The sequence below is a fragment of the Variovorax sp. P1_G12 genome, from assembly GCF_056405555.1.
Genome location: NZ_JBFUBW010000009.1, coordinates 114,532 through 136,634 on the forward strand (window position 1 = coordinate 114,532; position 22,103 = coordinate 136,634).

General features: G+C 69.0%; 20 protein-coding genes. 6 read left to right on the forward strand and 14 right to left on the reverse strand.

The genetic code is table 11. From position 1 onward, the window contains the following. Positions 1 to 44: 44 nt before the first annotated feature. The 9 genes from AC1D2O_RS12530 to AC1D2O_RS12570 all read right to left on the reverse strand — a co-directional run bounded on the left by AC1D2O_RS12530 (position 45) and on the right by AC1D2O_RS12570 (position 8,751). A complete protein-coding gene (locus tag AC1D2O_RS12530; protein ID WP_478087535.1) occupies positions 45 to 1,010 on the reverse strand; it encodes a LysR substrate-binding domain-containing protein in 966 nt (321 codons plus the stop codon). Between the two features lie 77 nt (positions 1,011 to 1,087). Continuing rightward, positions 1,088 to 2,464, reverse strand: coding sequence for an amidase (locus AC1D2O_RS12535; RefSeq protein ID WP_478087537.1), 1,377 nt, complete (start codon positions 2,462 to 2,464; stop codon positions 1,088 to 1,090). Positions 2,465 to 2,501: 37 nt separating this feature from the next. Further along, positions 2,502 to 3,254: an SDR family NAD(P)-dependent oxidoreductase gene (locus AC1D2O_RS12540; protein ID WP_478087539.1), complete on the reverse strand. Its 753-nt coding sequence runs from the start codon at positions 3,252 to 3,254 to the stop codon at positions 2,502 to 2,504. A 10-nt stretch (positions 3,255 to 3,264) separates the two neighbouring features. After that, positions 3,265 to 4,026 carry an SDR family NAD(P)-dependent oxidoreductase gene (locus tag AC1D2O_RS12545; protein ID WP_478087541.1) on the reverse strand — a complete coding sequence of 254 codons (762 nt, stop codon included), beginning with the start codon at positions 4,024 to 4,026 and terminating at the stop codon, positions 3,265 to 3,267. Then, a complete protein-coding gene (locus tag AC1D2O_RS12550; protein WP_478087543.1) occupies positions 4,023 to 4,847 on the reverse strand; it encodes a polysaccharide deacetylase family protein in 825 nt (274 codons plus the stop codon). The genes AC1D2O_RS12545 and AC1D2O_RS12550 overlap by 4 nt, the downstream gene beginning before the upstream one ends. Positions 4,848 to 4,888: 41 nt before the next feature. After that, entirely contained in the window at positions 4,889 to 5,680 is a 792-nt protein-coding gene (locus tag AC1D2O_RS12555) for an ABC transporter permease (protein ID WP_478087545.1), read from the reverse strand. 62 nt (positions 5,681 to 5,742) lie between these two features. Beyond that, on the reverse strand, positions 5,743 to 6,594 hold the full coding sequence (locus AC1D2O_RS12560) for an ABC transporter permease (protein ID WP_478087546.1): 852 nt from the start codon (positions 6,592 to 6,594) through the stop codon (positions 5,743 to 5,745). Further along, positions 6,591 to 7,691 (reverse strand): ABC transporter ATP-binding protein, encoded by a 1,101-nt coding sequence (locus tag AC1D2O_RS12565; RefSeq protein ID WP_478087547.1) that lies wholly within the window; start codon positions 7,689 to 7,691, stop codon positions 6,591 to 6,593. The genes AC1D2O_RS12560 and AC1D2O_RS12565 overlap by 4 nt, the downstream gene beginning before the upstream one ends. A gap of 34 nt (positions 7,692 to 7,725) precedes the next feature. Beyond that, positions 7,726 to 8,751: an ABC transporter substrate-binding protein gene (locus AC1D2O_RS12570; RefSeq protein WP_478087549.1), complete on the reverse strand. Its 1,026-nt coding sequence runs from the start codon at positions 8,749 to 8,751 to the stop codon at positions 7,726 to 7,728. Here AC1D2O_RS12570 and AC1D2O_RS12575 point away from each other — a divergent pair. Further along, entirely contained in the window at positions 8,741 to 9,538 is a 798-nt protein-coding gene (locus AC1D2O_RS12575) for a MarR family winged helix-turn-helix transcriptional regulator (RefSeq protein ID WP_478087550.1), read from the forward strand. The genes AC1D2O_RS12570 and AC1D2O_RS12575 overlap by 11 nt on opposite strands. Here the strand turns inward: AC1D2O_RS12575 and recG are convergent. Beyond that, positions 9,528 to 11,639 carry an ATP-dependent DNA helicase RecG gene (gene recG, locus AC1D2O_RS12580; RefSeq protein ID WP_478157102.1) on the reverse strand — a complete coding sequence of 704 codons (2,112 nt, stop codon included), beginning with the start codon at positions 11,637 to 11,639 and terminating at the stop codon, positions 9,528 to 9,530. The genes AC1D2O_RS12575 and recG overlap by 11 nt on opposite strands. A gap of 77 nt (positions 11,640 to 11,716) precedes the next feature. On the opposite strand from recG, the gene queA reads away from it, so the two are divergent. From queA to AC1D2O_RS12600, 4 genes are all read left to right on the forward strand, one after another. After that, positions 11,717 to 12,760: a tRNA preQ1(34) S-adenosylmethionine ribosyltransferase-isomerase QueA gene (gene queA / locus AC1D2O_RS12585; RefSeq protein WP_478090140.1), complete on the forward strand. Its 1,044-nt coding sequence runs from the start codon at positions 11,717 to 11,719 to the stop codon at positions 12,758 to 12,760. Next, the gene (locus AC1D2O_RS12590; RefSeq protein WP_478090141.1) at positions 12,757 to 13,989 is read left to right on the forward strand and encodes a PQQ-dependent sugar dehydrogenase; all 1,233 of its coding nucleotides are present in this window, start codon (positions 12,757 to 12,759) and stop codon (positions 13,987 to 13,989) included. Before queA ends, AC1D2O_RS12590 begins: the two co-directional genes overlap by 4 nt. Beyond that, positions 13,986 to 15,176, forward strand: coding sequence for a tRNA guanosine(34) transglycosylase Tgt (tgt, locus tag AC1D2O_RS12595; RefSeq protein WP_478090142.1), 1,191 nt, complete (start codon positions 13,986 to 13,988; stop codon positions 15,174 to 15,176). The genes AC1D2O_RS12590 and tgt overlap by 4 nt, the downstream gene beginning before the upstream one ends. A 92-nt stretch (positions 15,177 to 15,268) precedes the next feature. Further along, a complete protein-coding gene (locus tag AC1D2O_RS12600; protein WP_478090143.1) occupies positions 15,269 to 16,048 on the forward strand; it encodes an SDR family NAD(P)-dependent oxidoreductase in 780 nt (259 codons plus the stop codon). Here AC1D2O_RS12600 and AC1D2O_RS12605 read toward each other — a convergent pair. From AC1D2O_RS12605 to AC1D2O_RS12620, 4 genes are all read right to left on the reverse strand, one after another. Continuing rightward, positions 16,021 to 17,121: a serine endopeptidase gene (locus tag AC1D2O_RS12605; protein WP_478090144.1), complete on the reverse strand. Its 1,101-nt coding sequence runs from the start codon at positions 17,119 to 17,121 to the stop codon at positions 16,021 to 16,023. The two genes, AC1D2O_RS12600 and AC1D2O_RS12605, sit on opposite strands and share 28 nt — an antisense overlap. Positions 17,122 to 17,521: 400 nt before the next feature. Continuing rightward, positions 17,522 to 18,175, reverse strand: a complete 654-nt coding sequence (locus AC1D2O_RS12610; protein ID WP_478090145.1) for a phosphatase PAP2 family protein — start codon at positions 18,173 to 18,175, stop codon at positions 17,522 to 17,524. A 10-nt stretch (positions 18,176 to 18,185) separates the two neighbouring features. Beyond that, positions 18,186 to 20,138, reverse strand: coding sequence for an MFS transporter (locus AC1D2O_RS12615; protein WP_478090146.1), 1,953 nt, complete (start codon positions 20,136 to 20,138; stop codon positions 18,186 to 18,188). A gap of 26 nt (positions 20,139 to 20,164) precedes the next feature. Continuing rightward, positions 20,165 to 21,010: a hypothetical protein gene (locus tag AC1D2O_RS12620; protein WP_478157104.1), complete on the reverse strand. Its 846-nt coding sequence runs from the start codon at positions 21,008 to 21,010 to the stop codon at positions 20,165 to 20,167. Positions 21,011 to 21,135: 125 nt separating this feature from the next. Here AC1D2O_RS12620 and AC1D2O_RS12625 point away from each other — a divergent pair, with 125 nt between their 5' ends. Continuing rightward, entirely contained in the window at positions 21,136 to 21,870 is a 735-nt protein-coding gene (locus tag AC1D2O_RS12625; RefSeq protein ID WP_478090148.1) for a helix-turn-helix domain-containing protein, read from the forward strand. The last annotated feature ends 233 nt before the right edge of the window (positions 21,871 to 22,103 follow it).

Genomic DNA, 22,103 nt, shown 5'->3' on the forward strand with positions numbered 1-22,103 from the left:
ACGGCGCACCGGCTTCGCAACATGCGCACTCTATCTCAGGACCGTCAGGACAGGCGCTTGACGCCCGGCAGTTCGCAGGCATAGATCGCGTTGCGCAGCGCCGCGATCGCCTCGTAGCGCGTGAAGCTGCGCCGCCAGGCCAGCACCACGCGCCGCGTCGGCGGCTCGCCGCCCTGGGTGTCGCGCACCGGCAGGTAGCGCACGATCTGCTCGGGCTCCTTGCGCCCCTTGCCGCGGGGCTTGAGCGCGTCGGCCGGCACCGACAGCCGCGGCACCAGCGTCACGCCCATGCCCGAGGCCACCATGTGCTTGATGGTCTCCAGCGACGAGCCCTCGAAGCTCTTGCGGATGCCTTCGGCGTTGCTCGAGAAGCGGGCGAATTCGGGGCAGACCTCGAGCACGTGGTCGCGGAAGCAGTGGCCGGTGCCGAGCAGCAGCATGGTTTCCTTCTTGAGTTCGTCGGAACTCACGGACTCGCGCTCGGCCAGCGGGTGATGCGCCGGCAGCGCGGCCATGAAGGGCTCGTCGTAGAGCGCGGCCATCGCCAGGCCGGTGTCGGGAAAGGGCTCGGCCATGATCGCGCAGTCGATCTCGCCGGCGCGCAGCATCTCGAGCAGCTTGGCGGTGAAGTTCTCCTGCAGCACCAGCGGCATCTGCGGCGTGCGCGCGATGTTCTGGCGCACCAGGTCGGGCAGCAGGTAGGGGCCGATGGTGTAGATCACGCCGAGGTTCAGCGGGCCGGACAACGGGTCCTTGCCGCGCTTGGCGATCTCCTTGATGCTGGCGGCCTGGTCAAGCACGCTCTGGGCCTGCTGGACGATCTGCTCGCCCAGCGGCGTGACCGTGACCTCGCCGGCGCTGCGCTCGAAGAGCTTGACCTCGAGTTCGTCCTCGAGCTTCTTGATCGCCACCGACAGGGTCGGCTGCGAGACGTAGCAGGCCTCGGCGGCCTTGCCGAAATGCCGTTCGCGCGCGACCGCAACAATGTATTTGAGTTCAGTGAGGGTCATAGCTTGGGTCAATTATTGCTCGCCCCCAGGTTTTGTCCCACGCGAGCCGGGCCGAGGCGCCGGGCTCGAGGGAAAGATCAGCCGAGCGCGCGCTCGACCCACCGCGCAATGGCCAGCAGGTAGTCGTCGTCGTACCAGCGGCCGGCCAGCTGCAATCCGATGGGCAGGCCCTTCGCGCTGTTGCCGCACGGCATCGAGAGCGCCGGGTGGCCCGTGAGATTCATCGGGTAGGTGTACGGATACCACGCACCGCGGATGGTGCCTGCGGGCTTGCCGCCGATCTCGACCTCGCCGCTCACGTCCAGGTCGATGGGCAGCGGCGGCGCCGAGACGGTGGGCGACACCAGCACGTCGAAGCGGCTGAACAGCGCCTGCAGCTCGGTGAAGCAGCGGGTCTTGGCGAAGGTGGCCTCGTGCAGGTCGACCGCGCTGTGGCGGCGGCCCTTTTGCACGGCGTCGATCAGCGTGGCGTCGAGGCGGTCGCCGAAGCGTTCGAGGTTGGCGCCGACGCGCGCGGCCAGCATCGACTGCAGCACCACCAGGAAGTGGCGCTCGAGCGCGACGAAGTCGAGCTGCACGGTCTCGACGAAGGCGCCTTCGCGCGCCATGGCCCGGACGGCTGCGGTCGTCGTGGCTTCGACTTCGGGGTCCACGGGGTTCCCGGCGGTCGGCAGCCACGCCACGCGCAGGCCTCGCAACGAGGCGGGCGCGGGGCGTTGCGGCATCGGGCCGCCCAGGCCGTACGGATCGCGCGCATCGAAGCCCTTGATGACATCGAACAGCAACTGTGCGTCGGCCACGTCGCGTGCCATCGGGCCGGTGAAGGAGTTGGCAGAGAACAGGTCGGGCGCCTGCAGGTGCGGCACCACGCCCAGCGTGGCCTTGAGTCCGACGATGCCGCAGCACGAGGCCGGAATGCGGATGGAGCCGCCGCCATCGGTGCCGAGCGCCAGCGGCCCCATACCGGCCGCGACCGCCACGGCCGCGCCGCTGCTCGACGCGCCGGGCGTGTAGCGGGCATCGATCGGATTCAGCGTGCGGCCGAAGATCGGCGCGGTCGCGACCTGCTTGTGGCCGAACTCCGGCGTGGTGGTCTTGCCGATGAGGATGGCGCCGGCCGCCTTGGCGCGCGCCACGGCCACCGCGTCTTCCTTCGGCACGAAGTCTTCGTAGATGGCCGAGCCCATGGTGGTGCGCACGCCGGCCGTCAGTGTCAGGTCCTTCACGGAGTACGGCACGCCATGCAGCGGGCCGAGCGCGTCGCCGGCCATCACGGCGGCTTCGGCGCCGCGCGCCGCCTCGAGCGCCTGCTCGGCCGTCACGGTGATGAAGGCATTGAGTTCGCGGCGCGCCTCGATGCGCGACAGTGCCGCGCGCACGGCCTCCACGGGCGAGGCTTCCTTGCTGCGAATCAGCGCGGCGAGGTCGCGCGCGCTGTGGTCCATCAGGTCCATGGTCGTGTCCTTGAGAGGGAAGGCGGAGGAAAGGGGCTCAGAGCATCCAGCGCCCGCCGTCGATCAGCAGCGTCTGGCCCGTGATGAAGCGGGCTTCGTCGCTCGCCAGGAAGCGCACCGCGGCGGCCACGTCTTCGGGTGCACCGACGAATCCGGCGGGCGTGTCGGCAACGATCTTCGCGAGCACGTCGGGGTGCAGCTTGTCGTGCGCGCGGGTGCGAATCGCGCCGGGGCACACGGCATTCACCGTGACTCCGTGGGGTGCGAGTTCGCGCGCCAGCGAGCGCGTGAACCCGACCACGCCCATCTTGGCGGCTGCATAGTCCGCCAGGCCCACGTCGCCGGCGAAGGCCGCGTCGGTGCTCATGTTGACGATGCGGCCGAACCCGCGCGCCTTCATGCCGGGCGCGATGCGGCGCGACGCGCGCATGGCCGTCAGCAGCGACACCTCGATGACGAAGCGCCACACGGCCTCGTCCGATTCGGTGAACAGTCCGCCGCGTTCGCGCGCGCTCTGGCCGACATTGTTGAAAAGGATGTCGACGGGGCCCAGTTCCCGTTCGACCCGGTCGAAGAAGCCGGAGACCACGACGCCATCGGTGCAGTCGCCCGACACGCACAGGCAACGCGCCGCGACGTCGGGCTTCGTGGCGAGCTGCTGCGCGAGCGGGGTGCAGTCGAGGTCCAGCACCGCCACCCGCGCGTCCTTGCCGAGAAGGTCGAGCACCGTGGCGGCGCCGATGCCCTGCCCGCCTCCGGTGACGACGGCGATGCGGTGCTCGAAGGTCATGGCGGTTCGCTCAGTGGAAGGTGCGCCCGCCATCGACGGCGAGTGCGGTGCCCGTGATGTAGCTGGCGCCGGGGCCGCTCAGGTAGAGCACCGCTTCGGCCACTTCCTCGGGAGCGGCAACGCGGCCCAGCGCGTAGCGCCGGCGGATCTCGTCGAGCTCGCGTTCCGGGTCGTCGCTGTGCTCGTAGCTGGTGCGGAACAGCGGCGTGTCGATGGCACCGGGGCAGACCGCGTTGACGCGGATGCCGTCGGCCGCCGCCTCGATGGACAGCGCCTTGCCGAACATGATGACGGCCGCCTTGGCGGCGCAGTACGCGGTGCGGTTCGGCAGCGGACGCAGCCCTGCGCCCGACGAAATGTTGACGATGCTGCCGCCACCGGCCGCGCGCAGGTGCGGCATGGCGGCGCGGCACATCAGCATCGGGCCCGTGAGATTGACGGCCAGCGTGTGGGCCCACTCGGCATCGTCGGTCTGCTCCAGCGGCTTGAGCGAGTCGACGCCGGCCGAATTGACCAGCGCATCGAGGCCGCCAAGCCAGTGGACGGCGTGGTTCACCGCCGCCCTCACCGCCTGGGCATCGGTGACGTCGCACACCAGCGGCAGTGCCGCGTCGCCCAAGGCAGCGACGCACGCCTGCAGCCGCGGCGCATCGCGGTCGAGCAGCACGACGCGTGCGCCGCGTTCCAACGCCAGCCGAGCCACCGCGAAGCCGATGCCGCTCGCGCCGCCGCTCACGACGAAGCGCCGGGCCGTGGAAGACGTGGCGGTCATGCGGCGACGGCTGCCTGCAGCCGCGGGCGCATGTCGTCGGAAATGCGGTCGCAGCGATCGATCCACACGCCCGAGCGAGTCAGCGCGTGCTCGATCAGCCCTTCGAGCACCTTCAGCCGCGAGGGCTGGCCGATGATCTGCGGGTGCATGCCGACCATCATCATCCGGTCTTCGGCGTAGAGCATGTCGAACTCGCTCGTCCAGGCCTCGAGCACGGCGGAAGGCGCCTGCAGCGTGCGGCCCGGCAGCGTGATCGAGTACTGGAAGAAGGGCGCGTCGTCGAGCACCCAGCGGAACGGCAGCTCGACGATGTCGGTGCGCTGGCCGCCGATCTCGAGCAGGTAGGGCGAGTCGTCGTCGAAGAAGTTCGACGAATAGTCGAAGCCGTATTCCTTGAGCAGGTCGAGCGTGATGCTGCTGAACTCCGCCGCCGGCGAGCGCCAGCCGCGGGGCCGGGTGCCGGCCAGACGCGTCAGCGCTTCCATGCCGCGATCCATTTCCTCGCGCTCCTCGGCGGGGCTCAGGTTGACGATCCAGCGGTGGCTGTAGCTGTGGTGCGCCACCTCGTGGCCCTTGTCGACCACCTCGCGCACCAGGTCCGGGTGCTTGTCGGCCACTTCGCCGGGAATGAAGAAGGTGGCCGAAATGCCGTAGCGCGCCAGCAGCGCGAGGATGCGCGGCATGCCCACCTTCCATCCGTAGGCGCCTTGCGACATGAGGATGGGACGCTGCGCGTTGGCGGGGTCACGGCCAGTCCACATGGTCTCCGCGTCGAGGTCGAAGGTCAGCATGAGCGGGAAGCCTTTGCTCGTCGTCGGCATCAGAAAATTCCTTGGGCGATTCGGGTGGGACATCAGGGCGGTCAGACGTGCTTGTGGAAACCCGTCCAGCGCTCGGCCAGCAGCAGCACGACGCCAGTGGTCACGATGAGCAGGGTCGACACCGCGGCCACGCTCGGGTCCACGCCCTGCTCGACCGAGGTGAAGATCTTCACGGGCAGCGTGGTCTGGCTCGCGGACAGCAGGAACACCGAGACCGGCACGTTGTCGAGCGAGGTGATGAACGCGAAGAGGCCGCCCGCGACGAGGCCGGGCTTGACCAGCGGCAGGGTGACGAGGCGGAAGCTGGCGAAGCCGCCCGCGCCCAGCACGCGCGCCGCGTCCTCGAGCGACTCGTCGACCGACGACAGGCTGCCGAGGCTGGCGCGCACCACGTAGGGCACGGTGATGACCACGTGCGCGATCCACAGGCCGAACGAGTTGCCGCGCAGGCCGGTCATCGTGTAGTACTGAAGCAGCGCCACGCCGAGCACCACCGAGGGCAGGATCAGCGGCGCCATGAACAGCGAGGTGAGCACGCCCGCGCCGGGCACCATGCGGCGGTGAATGGCATAGGCCGCGATCAGGCCGAGCACCAGCGCGGCGGCGGTCGAGGCGGCGGCGAGCCACAGGCTGGTCCAGGCGGCGCTCAGGTACTCGGGGTCGCGCAGCACGACGTCGAACCAGTGGAAGGTCAGGCCCCTCGGCGGGATCGTGAGGTAGGCCGTCTTGCTGAACGCCGCAAGGACCACCACCAGCACCGGGATCTGCAGGAACACCACCACCGCGATGGCCGTGGCCGCGAGCAGCGGAGTCTTCTTGTGCTTCGCGCTCATGGGGACACCTTCGTGCTTCGCACTGCGGCGTGCGCTGGCTTGGGAACGGTCCGGCGCTGCGCTCATGCGTGGCCTCCCCAGCGCCTGAGCACGCGGCTCGACAAGCCGATCACCACCAGCGTCAGCGCGGTGAGGGTGAACGACATCGCGGCGCCGGCGGGCCAGTCGAGCGTCTGCAGGAAGTCGTCGTAGATCAGCGTGGCCATCACCTTGTAGGTGGGGCCGCCCAGCATGCGCGGCGTGACCAGCGCGCTGATCGTCAGCACGAACACCAGGATCGAACCCGACAGGATGCCCGGCGCACTCATGGGCAGCGTGATCGACCAGAACACGCGCAACCGGCTGGCGGCCAGCGTGTACGCGGCGGCCTGAACGTCCTTGGAAATCGCCTGGATGGCCGGCACCAGCATCAGCACCATGATCGGCAGGAAGATGTGCGACATGCCGACCAGCAGGCCGAACAGGTTGAACATCATCTTGATCGGCCGCTCGATCAGGCCGATGTCGATCAGCAGGTTGTTCACCAGCCCGCGGTTGGCGAGCAGCGCGATCCAGCCGAAGGAGCGCACCACCAGGTTCAGCAGCATCGGGAAGATGACGAGCATGGTGAGCGAGAGGCGCATCTTCGGGCCCGCATTGGCGATGTAGTAGGCCAGCGGGTAGCCCAGCAGCAGGCAGATGGCGGTGACGCCGAAGCCCAGCACCAGCGTGCGCACCACCACCTCGCGGTAGTACTCGTCGGTGACGATGCTGGTGTAGTTCGCGAGCGTCCATCCGGCGGCGATGCCGGTGCCGGGCTCGTAGGGGTGCAGGCTCAGCGGCACCATCAGCAGCACCGGCGCGATGAACGCCAGCAGCAGGAGCAGCAGCAACGGCGACGCCAGCAGCGCGCCGGTCATCCTGCGCGGCGTCATGCGGCCTCCTGGCTCGCCGCGGGCGTCACGTAGACATGTTGCGGCTCGATGCGCACGCGCACCGCTGCATCGACTTCCAGGCCGGCGTGCGGGCCGTTGGTGAGCGCCTCCGCGATGAGCTCGGTGCCGCCGAAGGCCAGCAGGTATTGCACGCGCGAGCCGACGAATGCGCGCATGGCGACGTGGCCCGCGAGAATGGCGGCGCTAGGCGATGCGCTGGGTGATGCCGCCTCGACGAAGCGGATGTCTTCCTGGCGGACCACGACATCGACCGCGCTGCCAGGCGCCATGCCTTCGGCACCCGTTGCCGACAGCACCGGGCCGCCGTTCAGCTGCACCGCGGCCGCGCCTTCGGCCGAACGCACCACGCGGCCCGTGAGCCGATTGGGTCTCCCGATGAAGCTCGCGACGAAGCCGGTGGCGGGGCGGTGGTAAATGGCCTCCGGCGTGTCGAACTGCTGCACGACCCCGTGCGCGAGCACGCACACGCGGTCGGACATCGACATCGCCTCGCCCTGGTCGTGCGTGACGAACAGCGTGGTGATGCCGACTTCTCGCTGCAGGCGCTTGAGCTCGATCTGCATTTCGTCGCGCAGCGAGGCGTCGAGGTTGGACAGCGGTTCATCGAACAGCAGGATGCTGGGGCGCGGCGCGATGGAGCGCGCCACCGCCACGCGCTGCTGCTGGCCGCCCGACAGCTGTTTCGGCATGCGGTCGCCGAGCGCGGAGAGCCGAACGCTGGCAAGTGCCTGGTCCACGCGTTGCTTCAGCTCGCTGCCTTGCACGCCCTGGCGGCGCAGGCCGAACGCGACGTTCTCGAACACGCTCATGTGCGGGAACAGCGCGTACGACTGGAAGACCAGGCCGATGTTGCGCCTGTTGGTGGGCAGCGCCGTCACGTCGCGGCCGTCGACGAGGATGCGGCCGCCTGTCGGTTCGATCAGCCCGGCCACCATGCGCAGCACGGTGGTCTTGCCGCAACCCGAAGGGCCGAGCAGCGAGATGAACTCGCCGTCGCTGACGGACAGCGAGACCGACGATGCGGCCGTGTGACCGGGATAGCGTTTCTCGAGGCGGTCGAGCGTGAGTGCCGGCATGTCGGTCGGTTCCTGGAGTTTGCGGTGCCGGTGGTCAGCGGGCCACTTCGCGCTGCCAGCGCTTGGTCCAGTCGGGCAGCGACTTGGCCACGACCTCCGGATCGGGCAGCCAGAGGTTGTCGAAGGTCTCCTTGTAGGGAACGATCTTTGCGGCCTTGTCGCTGAGCTTGACCTGCGTGTTGACGGGGCCGGCGTACTTGCGTTCGGCGAAGCAGGTCTGGCCTTCCTTCGACAGCACTTCGTCGATGTACTTGAGCGCCAGCGCCGGAGACTTCGCGCCCTTCGGAATCACCAGCGCCGGCAGGATGCCCACCGCGCCTTCCTTCGGATAGACGATCGCCAGAGGCAGGCCCTTGTCGATGGCCGAGCCGGCACGGTCGGGATACCAGACGGCCGCGGCGATCTCTTGCCGTTCGAACAGCGAGACGATCTGGTCGGCCTGCGTGTAGAGCGTGACGGAAGACTTCGCGATCGGCTTGATGGCCGCGAACCCCGGGTCCATGTTGGCGAGCGTGCCGCCCTTCATGCGATTGAGCGCCATCAGGAACTGCGAGCCCGAGGTGCCGCTGATGTCGCCGATGGCGAGTCGGCCGTCGTACTCGGGCTTCGCGAGGTCGGCCCACGAGGTGGGCGGCGTCTTGATCTGTTGGGTGTCGTACACGATGACCGTGGCGCCGGTCATGAACACGACGTACTGGCCGTCCTTGTCGAGCGCGCGCGGCGACACGTCGGCGGCGTGCGCGAGCTTGCTTTTGTCGATGGTCTCCAGCAGCTTTTCGTTCTTGAGTTGGGCGGCGAGCGAGTTGTCGATGTAGACCACGTCGAAGTCCGACTTTCCGCCGGTCGCGCGGATCGAGGCCGCGAACTGCGAGGAACTGCCGAGCTTGAGCGCCACCTTGGCCCCGGTCTTCTTCTCGAATGAAGCGATGTGGCAGGTCTTGGAGTCTTCGGCGAAAGAACCTCCGAAGATGCCGACGACCAGCTCTTCGGCCTGCACCGCGCCTGACAACATTGCGGCCATGAGGCCGGGAACGAGACAGCGCGAGAACATGGGTTTCATGAAGAGCTCCTGTGGGGCGATGGGCCGGATGGCTGCGTTGGAATTCACTTTATCTTTCACGAAAGATAAATGCAAGGCATTTAAGATAGGGGCGAACCCGCGCCGCGGCGCTGCACCGGATCGGCAGCGCATCGGCATCCCCCTTGATGGAAAGCTCGTCATGCCGCACAAAGAAGAAGCATCGAATCGACGTCCGCCCCAAAGCGATGCCGCCGACCCGCGTCCGCCGACCGAAGAGCTGCCCGCCGCCCAGGGCGGCGACCTGGTCGAGCGCGGCATTCGGCAATGGAAGCGCGAGCGGCCCGACATCGACAGCAGCGGCAAGGCCGTGATTGGCCGCCTGCTGAGGCTCGAGGAAGTCGTGCTGCGCACCCTGAACCTGGTGCTCGAGCCTTTCGGCCTGAAGTACCAGGAGTACGCGGTGCTCGCCACCTTGCGCGTGGCGGGTGCTCCCTACAGGCTGTCGCCGTCGCGTTTGCAGAGCACGCTGCTCTTCACCTCAGGCGGCTTGTCGAACCTGCTCAAGCGGCTGGAGAACGAAGGCTGGATCAAGCGATCGATCGATCCGAACGACGGCCGTGGCGTGCTGGTCAAGCTCACCGCCAAGGGGATCCGTCTGGCCGATGAGGCGATGCCGCGGCACGCGGCGGCGGAGTTGCATCTTTTGCGAATGTTCGACCAGAACCAGCGCGAGACGCTCGCGAACTTGCTCGGCACCATGATGATCGACAACGCACCCGAGCTCGGACCCGAGCCGAGCGATGCCCTGCGAGGGCTCAGGCCTTGAGGTATTCGGCCTTGCTGCCCAGCCAGCGGTCCACATGCCTGGCGGCGAGTTCGGGGTGCCGGTCGAGCATCTGCGGGGCCAGGTCGCGGGCCCAGTCGAGCAGCATGACATCGGTGCTGAGGTCCGCGAATCGCAGCAGCGGCGCACCCGACTGGCGGGCGCCGAGGAATTCGCCGGGGCCGCGGATCTCGAGATCGCGGCGCGCGATCTCGAAGCCGTCGCCGGTCTCGGCCATCGCCTTGAGCCGCGCCCGCGCGGTCTCGCCGACCCGGCCGCCCTCGTTCGGCGCGTACAGCAGCACGCAGGCCGAGGCCGCGGCGCCGCGGCCGACCCGGCCGCGCAACTGGTGCAACTGCGAGAGGCCGAAGCGCTCGGCATGCTCGATCACCATCAGCGAGGCGTTGGGCACGTCGACCCCGACCTCGATCACCGTGGTGCTGACCAGCACCTGCAGCTTGTTGGCCGTGAAGCTCTCCATCACCGCCTGCTTGTCGGCGGTCGGCATGCGCGAATGCAGCAGGCCGACGCCGACCTGGTCGCCCAGCGCGTCGGCCAGTTCGTCGCGGGTCTCGGTGGCGTTGCGCAAGTCGACCGCCTCGCTCTCCTCGATCAGCGGGCAGACCCAGTAGACCTGCCGGCCCTGCCGCAGCTGGGCCTGGATCCGGTCGATGACCTCGTCGCGGCGGTGCTCGGCCACCAGCTTGGTCACGATCGGCGTGCGGCCGGGCGGCAGCTCGTCGAGCGTCGAGACGTCGAGGTCGGCGTAGTAGCTCATCGCCAGGGTGCGCGGGATCGGCGTGGCACTCATCATCAGCAGGTGGGGTTCGAGGTCGCCCTCCGCCTTGCCGCGCAACGCAAGGCGTTGCGCCACGCCGAAGCGATGCTGCTCGTCGATGATCGCCAGCGCCAGCTTCTTGAAGCGCACCTTCTCCGAGATCACCGCATGGGTGCCGATCACCAGCGCCGCCTCGCCGCTCTCGACCGCCGCCGACATCGCGTCGCGCTCCTTCTTCTTCTGGCTGCCGGTGAGCCAGGCCACGCGCAGGCCGCGCTCGGCCAGCAGCGGATCGAGCCAGCCGACCAGCTTGCCGAAGTGCTGCGCCGCCAGGATCTCGGTCGGCGCCATCAGCGCGCACTGGTGGCCGGCATCGATGCAGCGTGCGGCGGCCAGCGCCGCCACCACCGTCTTGCCGGAACCGACGTCGCCCTGCAGCAGACGGTGCATCGGGACGTGGCGCGCCAGGTCGCGGCTGATCTCGACGCCCACGCGCTGCTGCGCCCCGGTCAAGCCGAAGGGCAGCGCGGCCAGCAGTTCCCGGTGCAAGGACTCGCCCGAGACGGCCGCATCGAGCGCCGGCGCGCGCTGCGCCGCCCGGGTGCGCCGCGCCTGCAGCTGCGAGAGCTGCTGGGCCAGCAGCTCATCGGCCTTCAGGCGCTGCCAGGCCGGATGGCTGTGGTCCTCGAGGGTGGCCAGCGCGACATCGGGCGCGGGATAGTGCAGGAAGCTCAGCGCCCGGCGCAGGTCCCAGGTCCCGTGCGGGGCGGCCCCCGCGGGCAGGGTCTCGTCGAGCACGGCGCGTGCCAGGCCCGAACGCACCTCGCGCCGCAGCACCGGCTGGGCCAGCCCGGCGATCGTCGAATACACCGGCGTCAGCGCCTCCGGCAAAGGGGTGCCCGCGGCCTTCACAGCCGGATGCATCATCTGCCGCCCGATGAAGCCGCCCCGCACCTCGCCGCGCACCCGCACCCGGGCGCCGACCGCGAGCTGCTTCTGCTGCGAGGGGTAGAAGTTGAAGAAGCGCAGCTGGCAGGTATCGCTGCCGTCGTCGACGGTCACGATCAGCTGGCGCCGCGGCCGGAAAGCCACTTCGCTCTCGGTGACCACGGCCTCGATCTGCGCCATCTCGCCGTCGCGCACGTCGGCCAGCCGCACGACGCGGGTCTCGTCCTCGTAGCGCATCGGCAGGTAGAGCGCGAAGTCGATGTCGCGCAGGAGGCCCAGCTTGCGCAGCGCCCGCTGCACCACGCTGAGCCCGGTCCCGGGTGCGGGCGCGGCGGCGGCGGGCTTTTCAGGGGTCGGGGACTTGGAAGCGGCAGGCATGGGACAATTCTGCCCGGCTCTTCGCCTCCCTCTTTCCCATGCCTCCTTGGCACGGGCCCGTCCGGCCCTCAAGCACCATGCGCGCCTTCACGCTTTCCGATTTCGATTTCGAGCTGCCGCCCGACCTGGTGGCCCAGCATCCCGCCGCCGAGCGCAGCGCCTCGCGCCTGCTCGACGGCACCGGCGCCGAACCGGTCGACCGCATCTTCAACCAGCTGCCCTCGCTGCTGCGGCCCGGCGACCTGCTGGTCTTCAACGACACCCGCGTGGTCAAGGCACGGCTCTTCGGCGAAAAGCCCACCGGCGGCAAGCTCGAGCTGCTGGTGGAGCGCGTGCTGCAGGGCCCCGAGGTGGTGGCCCACATGAAGGTCAGCAAGAAGCCGCCGGTCGGCACCACGCTGGCGATGACGGGCGGATTCACGGCCACGCTGCTGGGCCGCTGGCCCGAGGAGAATGGCGCCCTGTTCCGCTTGCGCTTCGACAGCCCCGCGGGCGAAGACCCCTACGCGCTGATGGCGCGCTGCGGCCATGTGCCGCTGCCGCCCTACATCACGCACGCCGATTCGACCGACGACGAGAGCCGCTACCAGACCGTGTTCGCGCGCGTGCCCGGCGCGGTGGCGGCACCGACCGCCGCGCTGCATTTCGACGCGTCGCTGCTGGCGGCGCTGGAGGCGCGCGGCGTACAGCGCGCCAATGTCACGCTGCATGTCGGCGCCGGCACCTTCCAGCCCGTGAAGACCGAGAACATCGCCGAGCACACCATGCATGCCGAGCGCTACGAGGTGCCCGAGGCGACGCAGCGCGCGATCGCCGACTGCAAGGCGCGCGGCGGCCGCGTCGTCGCGGTCGGCACGACCACCGTGCGCACGCTCGAAAGCTGGGCCAAGAGCGGCGAGGCCGCCGGGGACACGCGCATCTTCATCACGCCGGGCTTCCAGTTCGCGCACGTCGACCTGCTGGTCACCAACTTCCACCTGCCCAAGAGCACGCTGATGATGCTGGTCAGCGCCTTCGCGGGCTACGAACCCGTGATGGCGCTCTACGCCCACGCGATCCGCGCAGGCTACCGCTTCTTCAGCTATGGCGACGCCATGCTGCTCGCCCGGGTGCAGCCATGACGCGCAGGCCCTGGCTTGCGCTGGCCATGCTGCTGCTGATGCCGCTCGCCGCGGCGGCCCGCGGCTACACGCCGCAAGGCCGATGCGGGGACTATGCGCGACTCGACATCCGCAGTCCGGCCGGCACCTGCGTCGCGCTGCTCGCCGACGAGAACGAAGGCCTGCGCGCGCCGCGACGCGTGCTCGAGGTCGCGCCCGGACGCTACTGGGTCGTGGACATGGGCTCGTGGGAGCCACGCAAGGGCCGCCTGCTCGAGATGACGCTGCCCGCGGACGGCCCGGCGCCGCGCCGCGCGCGCTTCACGGTGATCGCCGAGCAACTCGACCGCCCGCTCGGCCTGGCCCTCGGCCCGGACGGAAAGATCTACGTCGGCGAAGCCGGCAGCATCTGGCGCACGCCGATCCCGGCGCCCGGCGGCGCGCTGCTGCGCGAGATGCTGATCGACAACCTGCCCAAGGACGGCAGGCACCCACTGAAGGAACTCGCCTTCGGCCCGGGCGGCCGGATGTACGTCAACATGGGCTCGGACTCGGACGACTGCCGCGATGGCGCGAAGGCGTACCCGCTGCCCTGCCCCGACGGCACCGGTCCGATGCCGCGCGCCGCGGTCTACGAGGCCACCTTCGGCGGCGACGGCTTCAAGCTGCAGGGCTTCAAGCCCTTCGCCACCGGCCTGCGCAACTCGGCCGCGCTGACGGTGCTGGCCGACGGGCCGGCCAAGGGCACCGTGCTGCAGGGCGAGAACTCGATCGACTACGACCCGGCCGACCAGCCGCCCGAAGAGCTCAACCGCCTCCAGGCCGGCCGCGACTACGGATGGCCCTACTGCGTGGGCCGCCGCCAGCCGGCCCGCGGCTACGAGGCCCGCTTCGATTGCAGCCGTACCGAGGCGCCCTGGATGCTCTGGCCCGCGCACGTCGCGCCACTGCAGATGCAGGTCGGGCCTGCCGGCAGCCGTTTCGCCGGCCAGCTGCTCGTCGCCTGGCGCGGCCACCGGCCCGCGGGGCACCGCGTGGTCGGCTACAAGCTCGACGCCAAGGGAATGCCGTCGGGACGCCCGATCGACTGGCTTGCCGGCTGGACCGCCGCGCCCGGCGTGCGGCCGCTGGGCCGCCCGACCGGATTGACCGTCGACCGCCAGGGCCGGATGCTGGTGGTCGAAGACTTCAACCGCACCGTACTCATGCTGATGCCCGACGGGCCCGCCTCTGCAAGCCTCCAAAGATGACCACTACACTGCCTCGCCTGCAATTCGAACTCCTCGCCACCGATCCGCAGAGCCATGCGCGCCGCGGCACCCTGACCCTGAACCATGGCGTGGTGCAGACCCCGATCTTCATGCCCGTGGGCACCTACGGCACGGTCAAGGGCGTGATGCCGCGCAGCCTGCACGAGATGGGCGCGCAGATCATCCTCGGCAACACCTTCCACCTGTGGATGCGGCCCGGCCTCGACGTCATGTCGGCCTTCGGCGGCCTGCACCAGTTCGAGAAGTGGGACAAGCCGATCCTCACCGACTCGGGCGGCTTCCAGGTCTGGTCGCTCGGCGCGATGCGCAAGATCAGCGAGGAAGGCGTCAGGTTCGCGTCGCCGGTCAACGGCGACAAGCTGTTCCTCACGCCCGAGGTCTCGATGCAGATCCAGACCATCCTCAACAGCGACATCGTCATGCAGTTCGACGAATGCACGCCCTACGACGTCGACGGCCACGTGACGACCGAGGCCGAAGCCCGCCAGTCGATGGCGCTCAGCCTGCGCTGGGCACGCCGCTGCCAGTCGGAGTTCGCCCGGCTCGAGAACCCGAACGCACTGTTCGGCATCGTGCAGGGGGGCATGTTCGAGAACCTGCGCGAAGAATCACTGGCCCAGCTGGTCGAGATGGATTTCCCGGGCTATGCGATCGGCGGCGTCAGCGTCGGCGAACCCAAGGACGAGATGCTGCGCATCATGGCCCACACGCCGCACCTGCTGCCGGCCCACAAGCCGCGCTACCTGATGGGTGTCGGCACGCCCGAGGACCTGGTCGAGGGCGTGGCGCAGGGCGTCGACATGTTCGATTGCGTGATGCCGACCCGCAATGCGCGCAACGGCACGCTGTTCTCGCGCTACGGCGATCTCAAGATGCGCAACGCCCGCCACAAGAGCGATCCGCAGCCGATCGATGCGAGCTGCAGCTGCCACGCCTGTGCGGGCGCCTCCGGCGTGCCGTGGAACGAGGGCGGGCGCGATGGCTTCAGCCGCGCCTACCTGCACCACCTCGATCGCTGCGGCGAGATGCTGGGCCCGATGCTCACCACGATCCACAACCTGCACTACTACCTGAACCTCATGCGCGAGATCCGCGAGGCGCTCGATGCCGGGCAGTTCGCCGAATTCCGCGCCCGCTTCAAGGCGGATCGGGCACGCGGGATCTAGGCTGAGCGCAGGGTCCGCGAAGCCGCGTGCCAACGCGGGCATTCTCGTTCACCTGGGTGGCGAGCGGCTCGGCGGAAGCTCAGAATCCACGCATGTCCGCATCCACCTCCCCCGCTCCCTCCGCCATCTACCCCTCCCTGGCCGGCCGCACCGTCTTCATCTCGGGCGGCGCCACCGGCATCGGCGAAGCCCTGGTGCGCGCCTTCCATGCGCAGGGCGCGCGGGTCGGCTTCTGCGATCTCGACGTGACGGCCGGGCGCGCGCTGGCGCAGCAACTGGGCGGCAACAACGAACCGCTGTTCCAGGAATGCGACGTCACCGACGTGGCCGCGCTCGGTGCGACCATCGCCGCGGTGCGCTCGCGCTTCGGCCCGATCCGGGTGTTGCTCAACAACGCCGCCAACGACCGCCGCCACCAGATGGCCGAGGTCACGAGCGATGATTTCGACCGTCTCGTCGCGGTCAACTTCAAGCACCAGTTCTTCGCCGCCCAGGCAGTGGCGGACGACATGCGCGCACTGGGCGGCGGCTCGATCATCAACTTCGGCTCGATGAGCTGGATGATCAAGGGCGCCGGCTATCCGGTCTATCAGGCCTGCAAGGCGGCCACGCGCGGGCTCACGCGCTCGCTGGCGCGCGATCTGGGCAAGGCCAACGTCCGGGTCAACTCGATCGTCCCGGGCTGGGTCATGACCGAGCGCCAGCTGCGGCTCTGGGTCAAGCCCGAATCGGCCGCCGAGATCGACGCCGCCCAGTGCCTGCCCGGCCGCGTGATGGCCGAGGACATCGCCAGCATGGCGCTGTTCCTGGCCGCCGACGATTCGAAGATGTGCACCGCGCAGGACTACGTGGTGGACGCCGGCTGGACCTGAAGCGGCCCGGGAGGCGGCGGCGCCGGCGGCGCAGCACCCGCATCCGCCGCCGTGCCGCAGGCGTGGCAGAACTTGGCGAAGGCGTTCTTGCGCGCATCGCAGGCGCGGCAGTGGTCGAACAGCCCGATGCCGCAGTGCGGGCAGAAGTCGATCTCGTCGTTCTTGAGGTCCACCGGGCGTTCGCAGCCCGGGCACACGCTCTTGGCCAGCCGCGCCAGCGCCGTGTCGTAGCTCAGCTCGTGGCGGCGCACCGTCTCGGGCTGCGCCTCGGCCAGCTTCTGGCGCGCCAGGTAGCGGTTGAGCGCCAGGATGGCGTAGCGTCCGATCAGCACCGTGACCACGATACCCACTGCATAGCGAACGTAGCCGCCGTAGCTCGGCAGGTAGGGCACCAGTTCGACGAAGAAGGCGAACAGCGCGAAGTAGATGAAGCCCCAGACGAAGGGCCACCAGGTGCTCTTGCGCTTCTTCGCGAACAGCCAGCCGGCGATCACCAGCAGCGGCAGCGTGAGCGCCAGCCGGTACAGGAACACCCGAAGCTCGACCTTTCGGTTCTCGGCATCGAGCCGCTTCCGCGCCGCCTCCTCGAGCACCACCAGTTGCTGCTGCGCCCGCTGGCGCGACTGCCGGGCATCGAGCGCGATCTGGCGCTGCGCGACCACGTTGCGCTCGGCCTCGTCCTCCTTGGCCTTCAGCGCGTCGAGCGCCTTGGTGCGGACGATCAGCTCGCTGTCCTGATCGGGCTGCGCGGTGGCGCGGCGGGTGGCGAGCCAGTTGCCGAAGGTCTCGCGCGCCGCCCGGCTGGCCTGCTGGGCCGCGACCAGCTTGAGCTCGGCCTGCTCGCGGTCGCGCGCCGCCTGCTGCTCGCTGCGCTCGGCGTCGCGCACGGTGTTGCGCAGCGGATCGGCCGCCGCACGGTCGATGAAATCGTCGAGCTCGATCCGGTGTTCGACCTGGGGCAGGTCACCGACGATCGTGTTGCCGAGCCCGACCAGGAAGCTGGCGAACACAATCGCCACCAGCCAAAGGCCGCGGCGAAACCACTTTTCGGACAGGCGCAGGGCTTTGCTCATCGCATTCCTTCTCTTGAGACGATTTGTCGTTCTGGATCGACTGATTCTGGACGATGGCTTGCGAGCCCCCCCGGTTCACGGGAAACACGAACACCCCGGCCAGGATCACTGCCGCAGCCATCAGGCTCATCTGCAACGCCAGCCCCACGAGGTGCCGAGAGCGCGAGACGCGCACCCGGTATTCACGCTCGTACGGGCCGAAGTTGGTGGACGTCCGGCTCAGCACGGCTTCCCGCCCTCGCAGAGCGGGCCGCACAGGCCGCAGCCAGAAAACGTGAACAGATACTGCTTCATGAAGTTCGCTCCGCCAGGAAATGAAAGTGGGCGGATGATGGTCCGCCCCTTGGTTCCCTGGAGCGCTTTGATGCAGCGGTCGCGATACTCTGCGCCGCCGGTATCGCTACCTGATACCCAGCGGCATCCGGCGACCCGCCAGCAGGTCGGCGCGCGTGAAAGGCCGCTCGATGCCCGACAGTCGCACGGCAATGACTTCGAGCGCGCCCTGGGTCGGCGCCGGCGTGCCGGGCCGCAGGAACAGCACCGGCGTGGCGAGGCTCAGCAGCACCAGCGTCCAGCTCAGGCGTGGATGCGGCAGGCGGTGCTGCCACCAGAGAAAGGTCCCGCTGACCGCCGCGCCCAGCGCATAGCCGAACACCACTTCCGAGAGCGAATGCGCATCGAGCGCCAGCCGGGTGGCGCCGATGAAGGCGGCGAACAGCCATCCGAGCAGTGCTGCGCCCACCCGGACCCGATGCTCCCAGCGCGAGACCACCAACCAGCAGGCCACCGGCCAGACGCTGGCCGCGATCGCGGTGTGGCCGCTGAAGCCGGTGAAATCGAGTGTGACGCTGCCGATGCCCCAGCCGAGGAAGGCGATCTTCGACACCGCAATCAGGGCGCCGCCGAGGCCGAACAGCAGCACCCAGAGCACCGCCAGGGGCCGGGTGGCGCCGCGAATGCCGAGCCACACCGCGATCCAGATCGCGGCGGGCAGCAAAAATCCGCTGTCACCGAACCAGGTGATCGCGTGGAGAATTTGACGGAGGCCGGGCATCAGACGGGCGTCAGCTGCCGAGCAGCACGCTCACGCGCCGCCGCAGGCTTTCGGGCTGCACCTCCACCTGGGGCACCGCACTGCCGACATGGAGCCCCACGCGGCTGAAGTAGCCGCGCCGGAACGGCCGCACCATCGCGACGTTCTGGCCGGCGCGCGTCTCGATCCGGCTGAAGTACGAGCCCCACAGATTGGTCAGCGCCATCGGGATCACCGGCGGGTCGAGGCCTTCGGCGCGGGCGGCATCCAGGATCTTCATCACGCCGCCCTTGAACGGTTGCAGGCTGCCGTCGCGCGTGATCGCGCCTTCGGGAAAGATGGCGAGCAGGTCACCCTCGCGCAGCACCTGCACGGCCTCCGCGAAGGCCTTCTCGTAGGCCGCCGGGTCTTCCTTCTGGGGCGCGATCGGGATCGCCTTGGCCATCCGGAACAGCCAGCCGAGCACCGGCACGGCGAAGATGCGGTGGTCCATGATGAAGCGGATCGGGCGCGGGCTCGCGGCCATCAGCAGCACCGCGTCGATGAAGCTCACGTGGTTGCAGACCAGCACCGCGGGCCCGTCGGCCGGGATGTGCTCCTGGCCCCGGATGTCGAAGCGGTAGACCAGGTGCGACAGCACCCAGGCCACGAAGCGCAGCAGGTATTCGGGAACCAGCATGAAGATGTAGAAAGCAACGACCGCGTTGGCGATGCCGGTGAACAGGAAGATCTGGGGAATCGTGAAGCCACCCTTCAGCAGCGCACCGGCGATGACCGAACTGGCGATCATGAAAAGCGCATTCAGGATGTTGTTGGCCGCGATGATACGAGCCCGGTGCGTGGGCTGGCTGCGCATCTGGATCAGCGCATACATCGGCACGCTGTAGAGCCCCGCGAACAGCGACAGCAGCCCCAGGTCGGCCATCACGCGCCAGTGGGCCGGCTGGGCCGAGAACGCGCCCAGCCCCATCTGTCCCACGGCCGGCAGCGCCCGCGACGCGAAATAGAGATCGATCGCGAACACGCTCATGCCGATGGCGCCCAGCGGCACCAGGCCGATCTCCACCTGGCGCCGGCTCAGCGTCTCGCACAACAGCGAGCCGATGCCGATGCCGACCGAGAACACCACCAGCAGCAGCGAGGCCACCTGCTCGTCGCCGTGCAGCACCTCCTTGGCGAAGCTCGGAAACTGGGCCAGGAAGACCGCGCCGAAGAACCACATCCACGAGATGCCCAGCAGCGAGCGGAAGACGACCACGTTGCCGTGCGCCAGCTTCAGGTTGCGCCAGGTTTCGCTGACCGGATTCCAGTTGATCGACAGGCCGGGGTCGGTGGCCGGCGCCAGCGGGATCGCCTGCGCCACCGCCCGTCCGACCAGCGCCAGCAGCAGGCAGGCCACGGCCACAGTGGCATGCCCGACCTGCGGCAGGGCGACCAGCAGGCCGCCCGCGACCTGCCCGAGCAGGATCGCGACGAAGGTGCCCATCTCGACCATGCCGTTGCCCCCGGTGAGCTCGCGCGGCGCGAGCACCTGCGGCAGATAGGCGAACTTGACCGGGCCGAACAGGGTCGAGTGCAGCCCCATCAGGAACACGCAGCCGAGCAGCACGACGGCGTCCGCCCGCAGGAAGCCCCAGGCGGCGATGCCCATGATCGCGATCTCGAGGTTCTTGACGAAGCGGATCATCTTCGTCTTGTCGTACTTGTCCGTGAGTTGCCCCGCGGTGGCGGAGAACAGCAGAAAGGGCAGGATGAACAGGGCGCCGATCGCCAGCCCCGCCATGGCGGGCGACATCCAGGCCAGCTGCAGCTGGTAGGTCACCATCACCGTGAAGGCGAACTTGAACAGGTTGTCGTTGGCGGCGCCCGCGAACTGGGTCCAGAAGAAGGGCGCGAAGCGCCGCTGCCGCAACAAGGCGAACTGGTTGGCGTGGGCGGGCCCCTCGGGCAGGCTGGCGGACGAGACTTCGGAAGGATGGGTCATTCGAATGGGCGCAGCGGTCTGTTTGCTCAGGCCGTCAGGGCGGCGGCCCGCGAATTGTGCCGCAGGGTCTGCCGCCCCATCGCCTGCAGCGCATGCAGCACGGGAAGCGCCGCCAGGGCGGCCGTCAGGTGCTTGAGGCTGTGGCCCGACACCAATTGATTCGTCGCATCGAGGATCGCAGGGTCCGCCAGCTCGAACAGCTTGGCGAGCGCATAGAAGAAGACCACCCCGCCGAGCTTGAGGCCGATGGCGCCCGGCACCGGCCGTGCCAGCGCCAGCGCGAGAACCAGCGCCAGGCCGCCGAACTGCACCAGCGCCCAAGGCAGCGCGTTGCCGCTGCGATGGCAGACTGCCACTGCCAGCAGCCCGCCGACGAGCGTGACCCAGGCGGCTGGCCAGCCGGCGCGTGCGCTGACCCGCTCGCAGACCGCGACACCGACCAGCCCCGCGAAAGCCACCGCCATGCCGGCGCGATCCGCCGCCAGCCGCATGGGATCGGGCTGCAGGTGATAGAAGGCCGAGCCGAGTGCGGTGAGGATCAGGCCGGCGAAGAACATCCAGGCGCAATCCAGTGCATCGAAGGGCAGCGGCGCCAGGGCCTGCGGCAGCGGCGCGGCCTCCAGCAGCTCGTCGTGGGCGCGGCCGAGCCAGTGCAGCCAGCGCAGGCCCCAGATGCCCACCACCGCGAAAGGCAGGTTGCTCAAGACGTCCATCGCGTTCGGCAGCGCACCCCAGGACCGGCCGTCGGCGAAGGGCGCGCCGCCCAGCGCCGGGGTCGGCACCGCGGGACCGAAAACCGCGGCGACCGATAGCAGCGCGGCGAGCGCCAGCAGGGCACGCTCGCGATGGGAGAGGGACGACGGCAGGGACATGGCAGACTCCGATGGGTGGCTCGACGAGGCGGAATCTAGGTTGTCGACCCCGCGCCGGGCATCGAGAATCGATACGGAGCACTTTTTCACCACTTTGGGTATCGCGCCGCAATACTCCCCCAGACATGAGCACCACCGTCGACCTGGTCAACGCACTCAAGAGCGAACTCAAGACCGCCCGCATGACCTATGCCGACCTGGCCAGATCTCTGGACATGGCGGAATCCAGCGTCAAGCGGATGCTGGCCAAGGGCGACATGCCGCTGACGCGGGTCGACGCGATCTGCCGGGCGCTCAAGATCGACTTCGCCGAGCTGGCCCGCCGGGTGGCGGACGCTCAGCCCCTGCTCAAGGAACTCACCCTCGAGCAGGAGAAGGCGGTGGTCAAGGACAAGAAGCTCCTGCTGCTGGCAATCTGCGTGCTGAGCCAGTGGACGCTGGAGCAGATCGTCGCCGCCTACCGGATCAGCGAGGCCGAGTGCATCGGCTACCTGGTCCAGCTCGACCGGATCGGCATCATCGAACTGCGGCCGCTGAACCGCTACCGGCTCAAGCTCGCCAAGACCTTCCGCTGGCGTCCGCACGGGCCGGTGATGGATTTCTTCCGCGAAAACGTGGTGCTCGACTATTACCGCGGCGGTTTCGACGGCCCCGCCGAAGGCCTGCTGCTGGTGCACGGCTCGATCAGCAAGTCGCTGGCGCCGGCCTTCCTCGACCGGCTGCAACGGGTCGCGCAGGACTTCGCCCAGCAGCACCAGACCGATCAGAAGCTGTCGCCCAAGGAGCGCGAGGGTTACACGCTGCTGCTGGGCATGCGCAACTGGGAGTTCGAGCTGTTCACGCGCCTGCGCCGGGGCTGACCTGCTGACCCCCACGCTCGTCAATTCGTGTACTCGCTGCCCCCCGAGGGGGAAGCAGCAGGCCGCCCGTCCGGGCGAAGCGCGGACTACGCCGCGCTGGCGGCCCGGCGCCGGCCTGAAAGCACGAAACCGGTTTCCTCGATAAAATCCGGCGAGCAGAAAAGCGGACGCACCCGTCCCACCGATGGCGCAATCTCCCATGAACGCTCAGGTGAATCGCCATGCGATTCGGC

What these genes read in the sequence shown, in the direction of transcription:
- AC1D2O_RS12530 (WP_478087535.1), bottom strand. Translation starts at nt 1,010, where the DNA reads ATGACCCTCACTGAACTCAAATACATTGTTGCGGTCGCGCGCGAACGG.
- AC1D2O_RS12535 (WP_478087537.1), bottom strand. Translation starts at nt 2,464, where the DNA reads ATGGACCTGATGGACCACAGCGCGCGCGACCTCGCCGCGCTGATTCGC.
- AC1D2O_RS12540 (WP_478087539.1), bottom strand. Translation starts at nt 3,254, where the DNA reads ATGACCTTCGAGCACCGCATCGCCGTCGTCACCGGAGGCGGGCAGGGC.
- AC1D2O_RS12545 (WP_478087541.1), bottom strand. Translation starts at nt 4,026, where the DNA reads ATGACCGCCACGTCTTCCACGGCCCGGCGCTTCGTCGTGAGCGGCGGC.
- AC1D2O_RS12550 (WP_478087543.1), bottom strand. Translation starts at nt 4,847, where the DNA reads ATGCCGACGACGAGCAAAGGCTTCCCGCTCATGCTGACCTTCGACCTC.
- AC1D2O_RS12555 (WP_478087545.1), bottom strand. Translation starts at nt 5,680, where the DNA reads ATGAGCGCGAAGCACAAGAAGACTCCGCTGCTCGCGGCCACGGCCATC.
- AC1D2O_RS12560 (WP_478087546.1), bottom strand. Translation starts at nt 6,594, where the DNA reads ATGACGCCGCGCAGGATGACCGGCGCGCTGCTGGCGTCGCCGTTGCTG.
- AC1D2O_RS12565 (WP_478087547.1), bottom strand. Translation starts at nt 7,691, where the DNA reads ATGCCGGCACTCACGCTCGACCGCCTCGAGAAACGCTATCCCGGTCAC.
- AC1D2O_RS12575 (WP_478087550.1), top strand. Translation starts at nt 8,741, where the DNA reads ATGGGTTTCATGAAGAGCTCCTGTGGGGCGATGGGCCGGATGGCTGCG.
- AC1D2O_RS12570 (WP_478087549.1), bottom strand. Translation starts at nt 8,751, where the DNA reads ATGAAACCCATGTTCTCGCGCTGTCTCGTTCCCGGCCTCATGGCCGCA.
- recG (WP_478157102.1), bottom strand. Translation starts at nt 11,639, where the DNA reads ATGCCTGCCGCTTCCAAGTCCCCGACCCCTGAAAAGCCCGCCGCCGCC.
- queA (WP_478090140.1), top strand. Translation starts at nt 11,717, where the DNA reads ATGCGCGCCTTCACGCTTTCCGATTTCGATTTCGAGCTGCCGCCCGAC.
- AC1D2O_RS12590 (WP_478090141.1), top strand. Translation starts at nt 12,757, where the DNA reads ATGACGCGCAGGCCCTGGCTTGCGCTGGCCATGCTGCTGCTGATGCCG.
- tgt (WP_478090142.1), top strand. Translation starts at nt 13,986, where the DNA reads ATGACCACTACACTGCCTCGCCTGCAATTCGAACTCCTCGCCACCGAT.
- AC1D2O_RS12600 (WP_478090143.1), top strand. Translation starts at nt 15,269, where the DNA reads ATGTCCGCATCCACCTCCCCCGCTCCCTCCGCCATCTACCCCTCCCTG.
- AC1D2O_RS12605 (WP_478090144.1), bottom strand. Translation starts at nt 17,121, where the DNA reads ATGAGCAAAGCCCTGCGCCTGTCCGAAAAGTGGTTTCGCCGCGGCCTT.
- AC1D2O_RS12610 (WP_478090145.1), bottom strand. Translation starts at nt 18,175, where the DNA reads ATGCCCGGCCTCCGTCAAATTCTCCACGCGATCACCTGGTTCGGTGAC.
- AC1D2O_RS12615 (WP_478090146.1), bottom strand. Translation starts at nt 20,138, where the DNA reads ATGACCCATCCTTCCGAAGTCTCGTCCGCCAGCCTGCCCGAGGGGCCC.
- AC1D2O_RS12620 (WP_478157104.1), bottom strand. Translation starts at nt 21,010, where the DNA reads ATGTCCCTGCCGTCGTCCCTCTCCCATCGCGAGCGTGCCCTGCTGGCG.
- AC1D2O_RS12625 (WP_478090148.1), top strand. Translation starts at nt 21,136, where the DNA reads ATGAGCACCACCGTCGACCTGGTCAACGCACTCAAGAGCGAACTCAAG.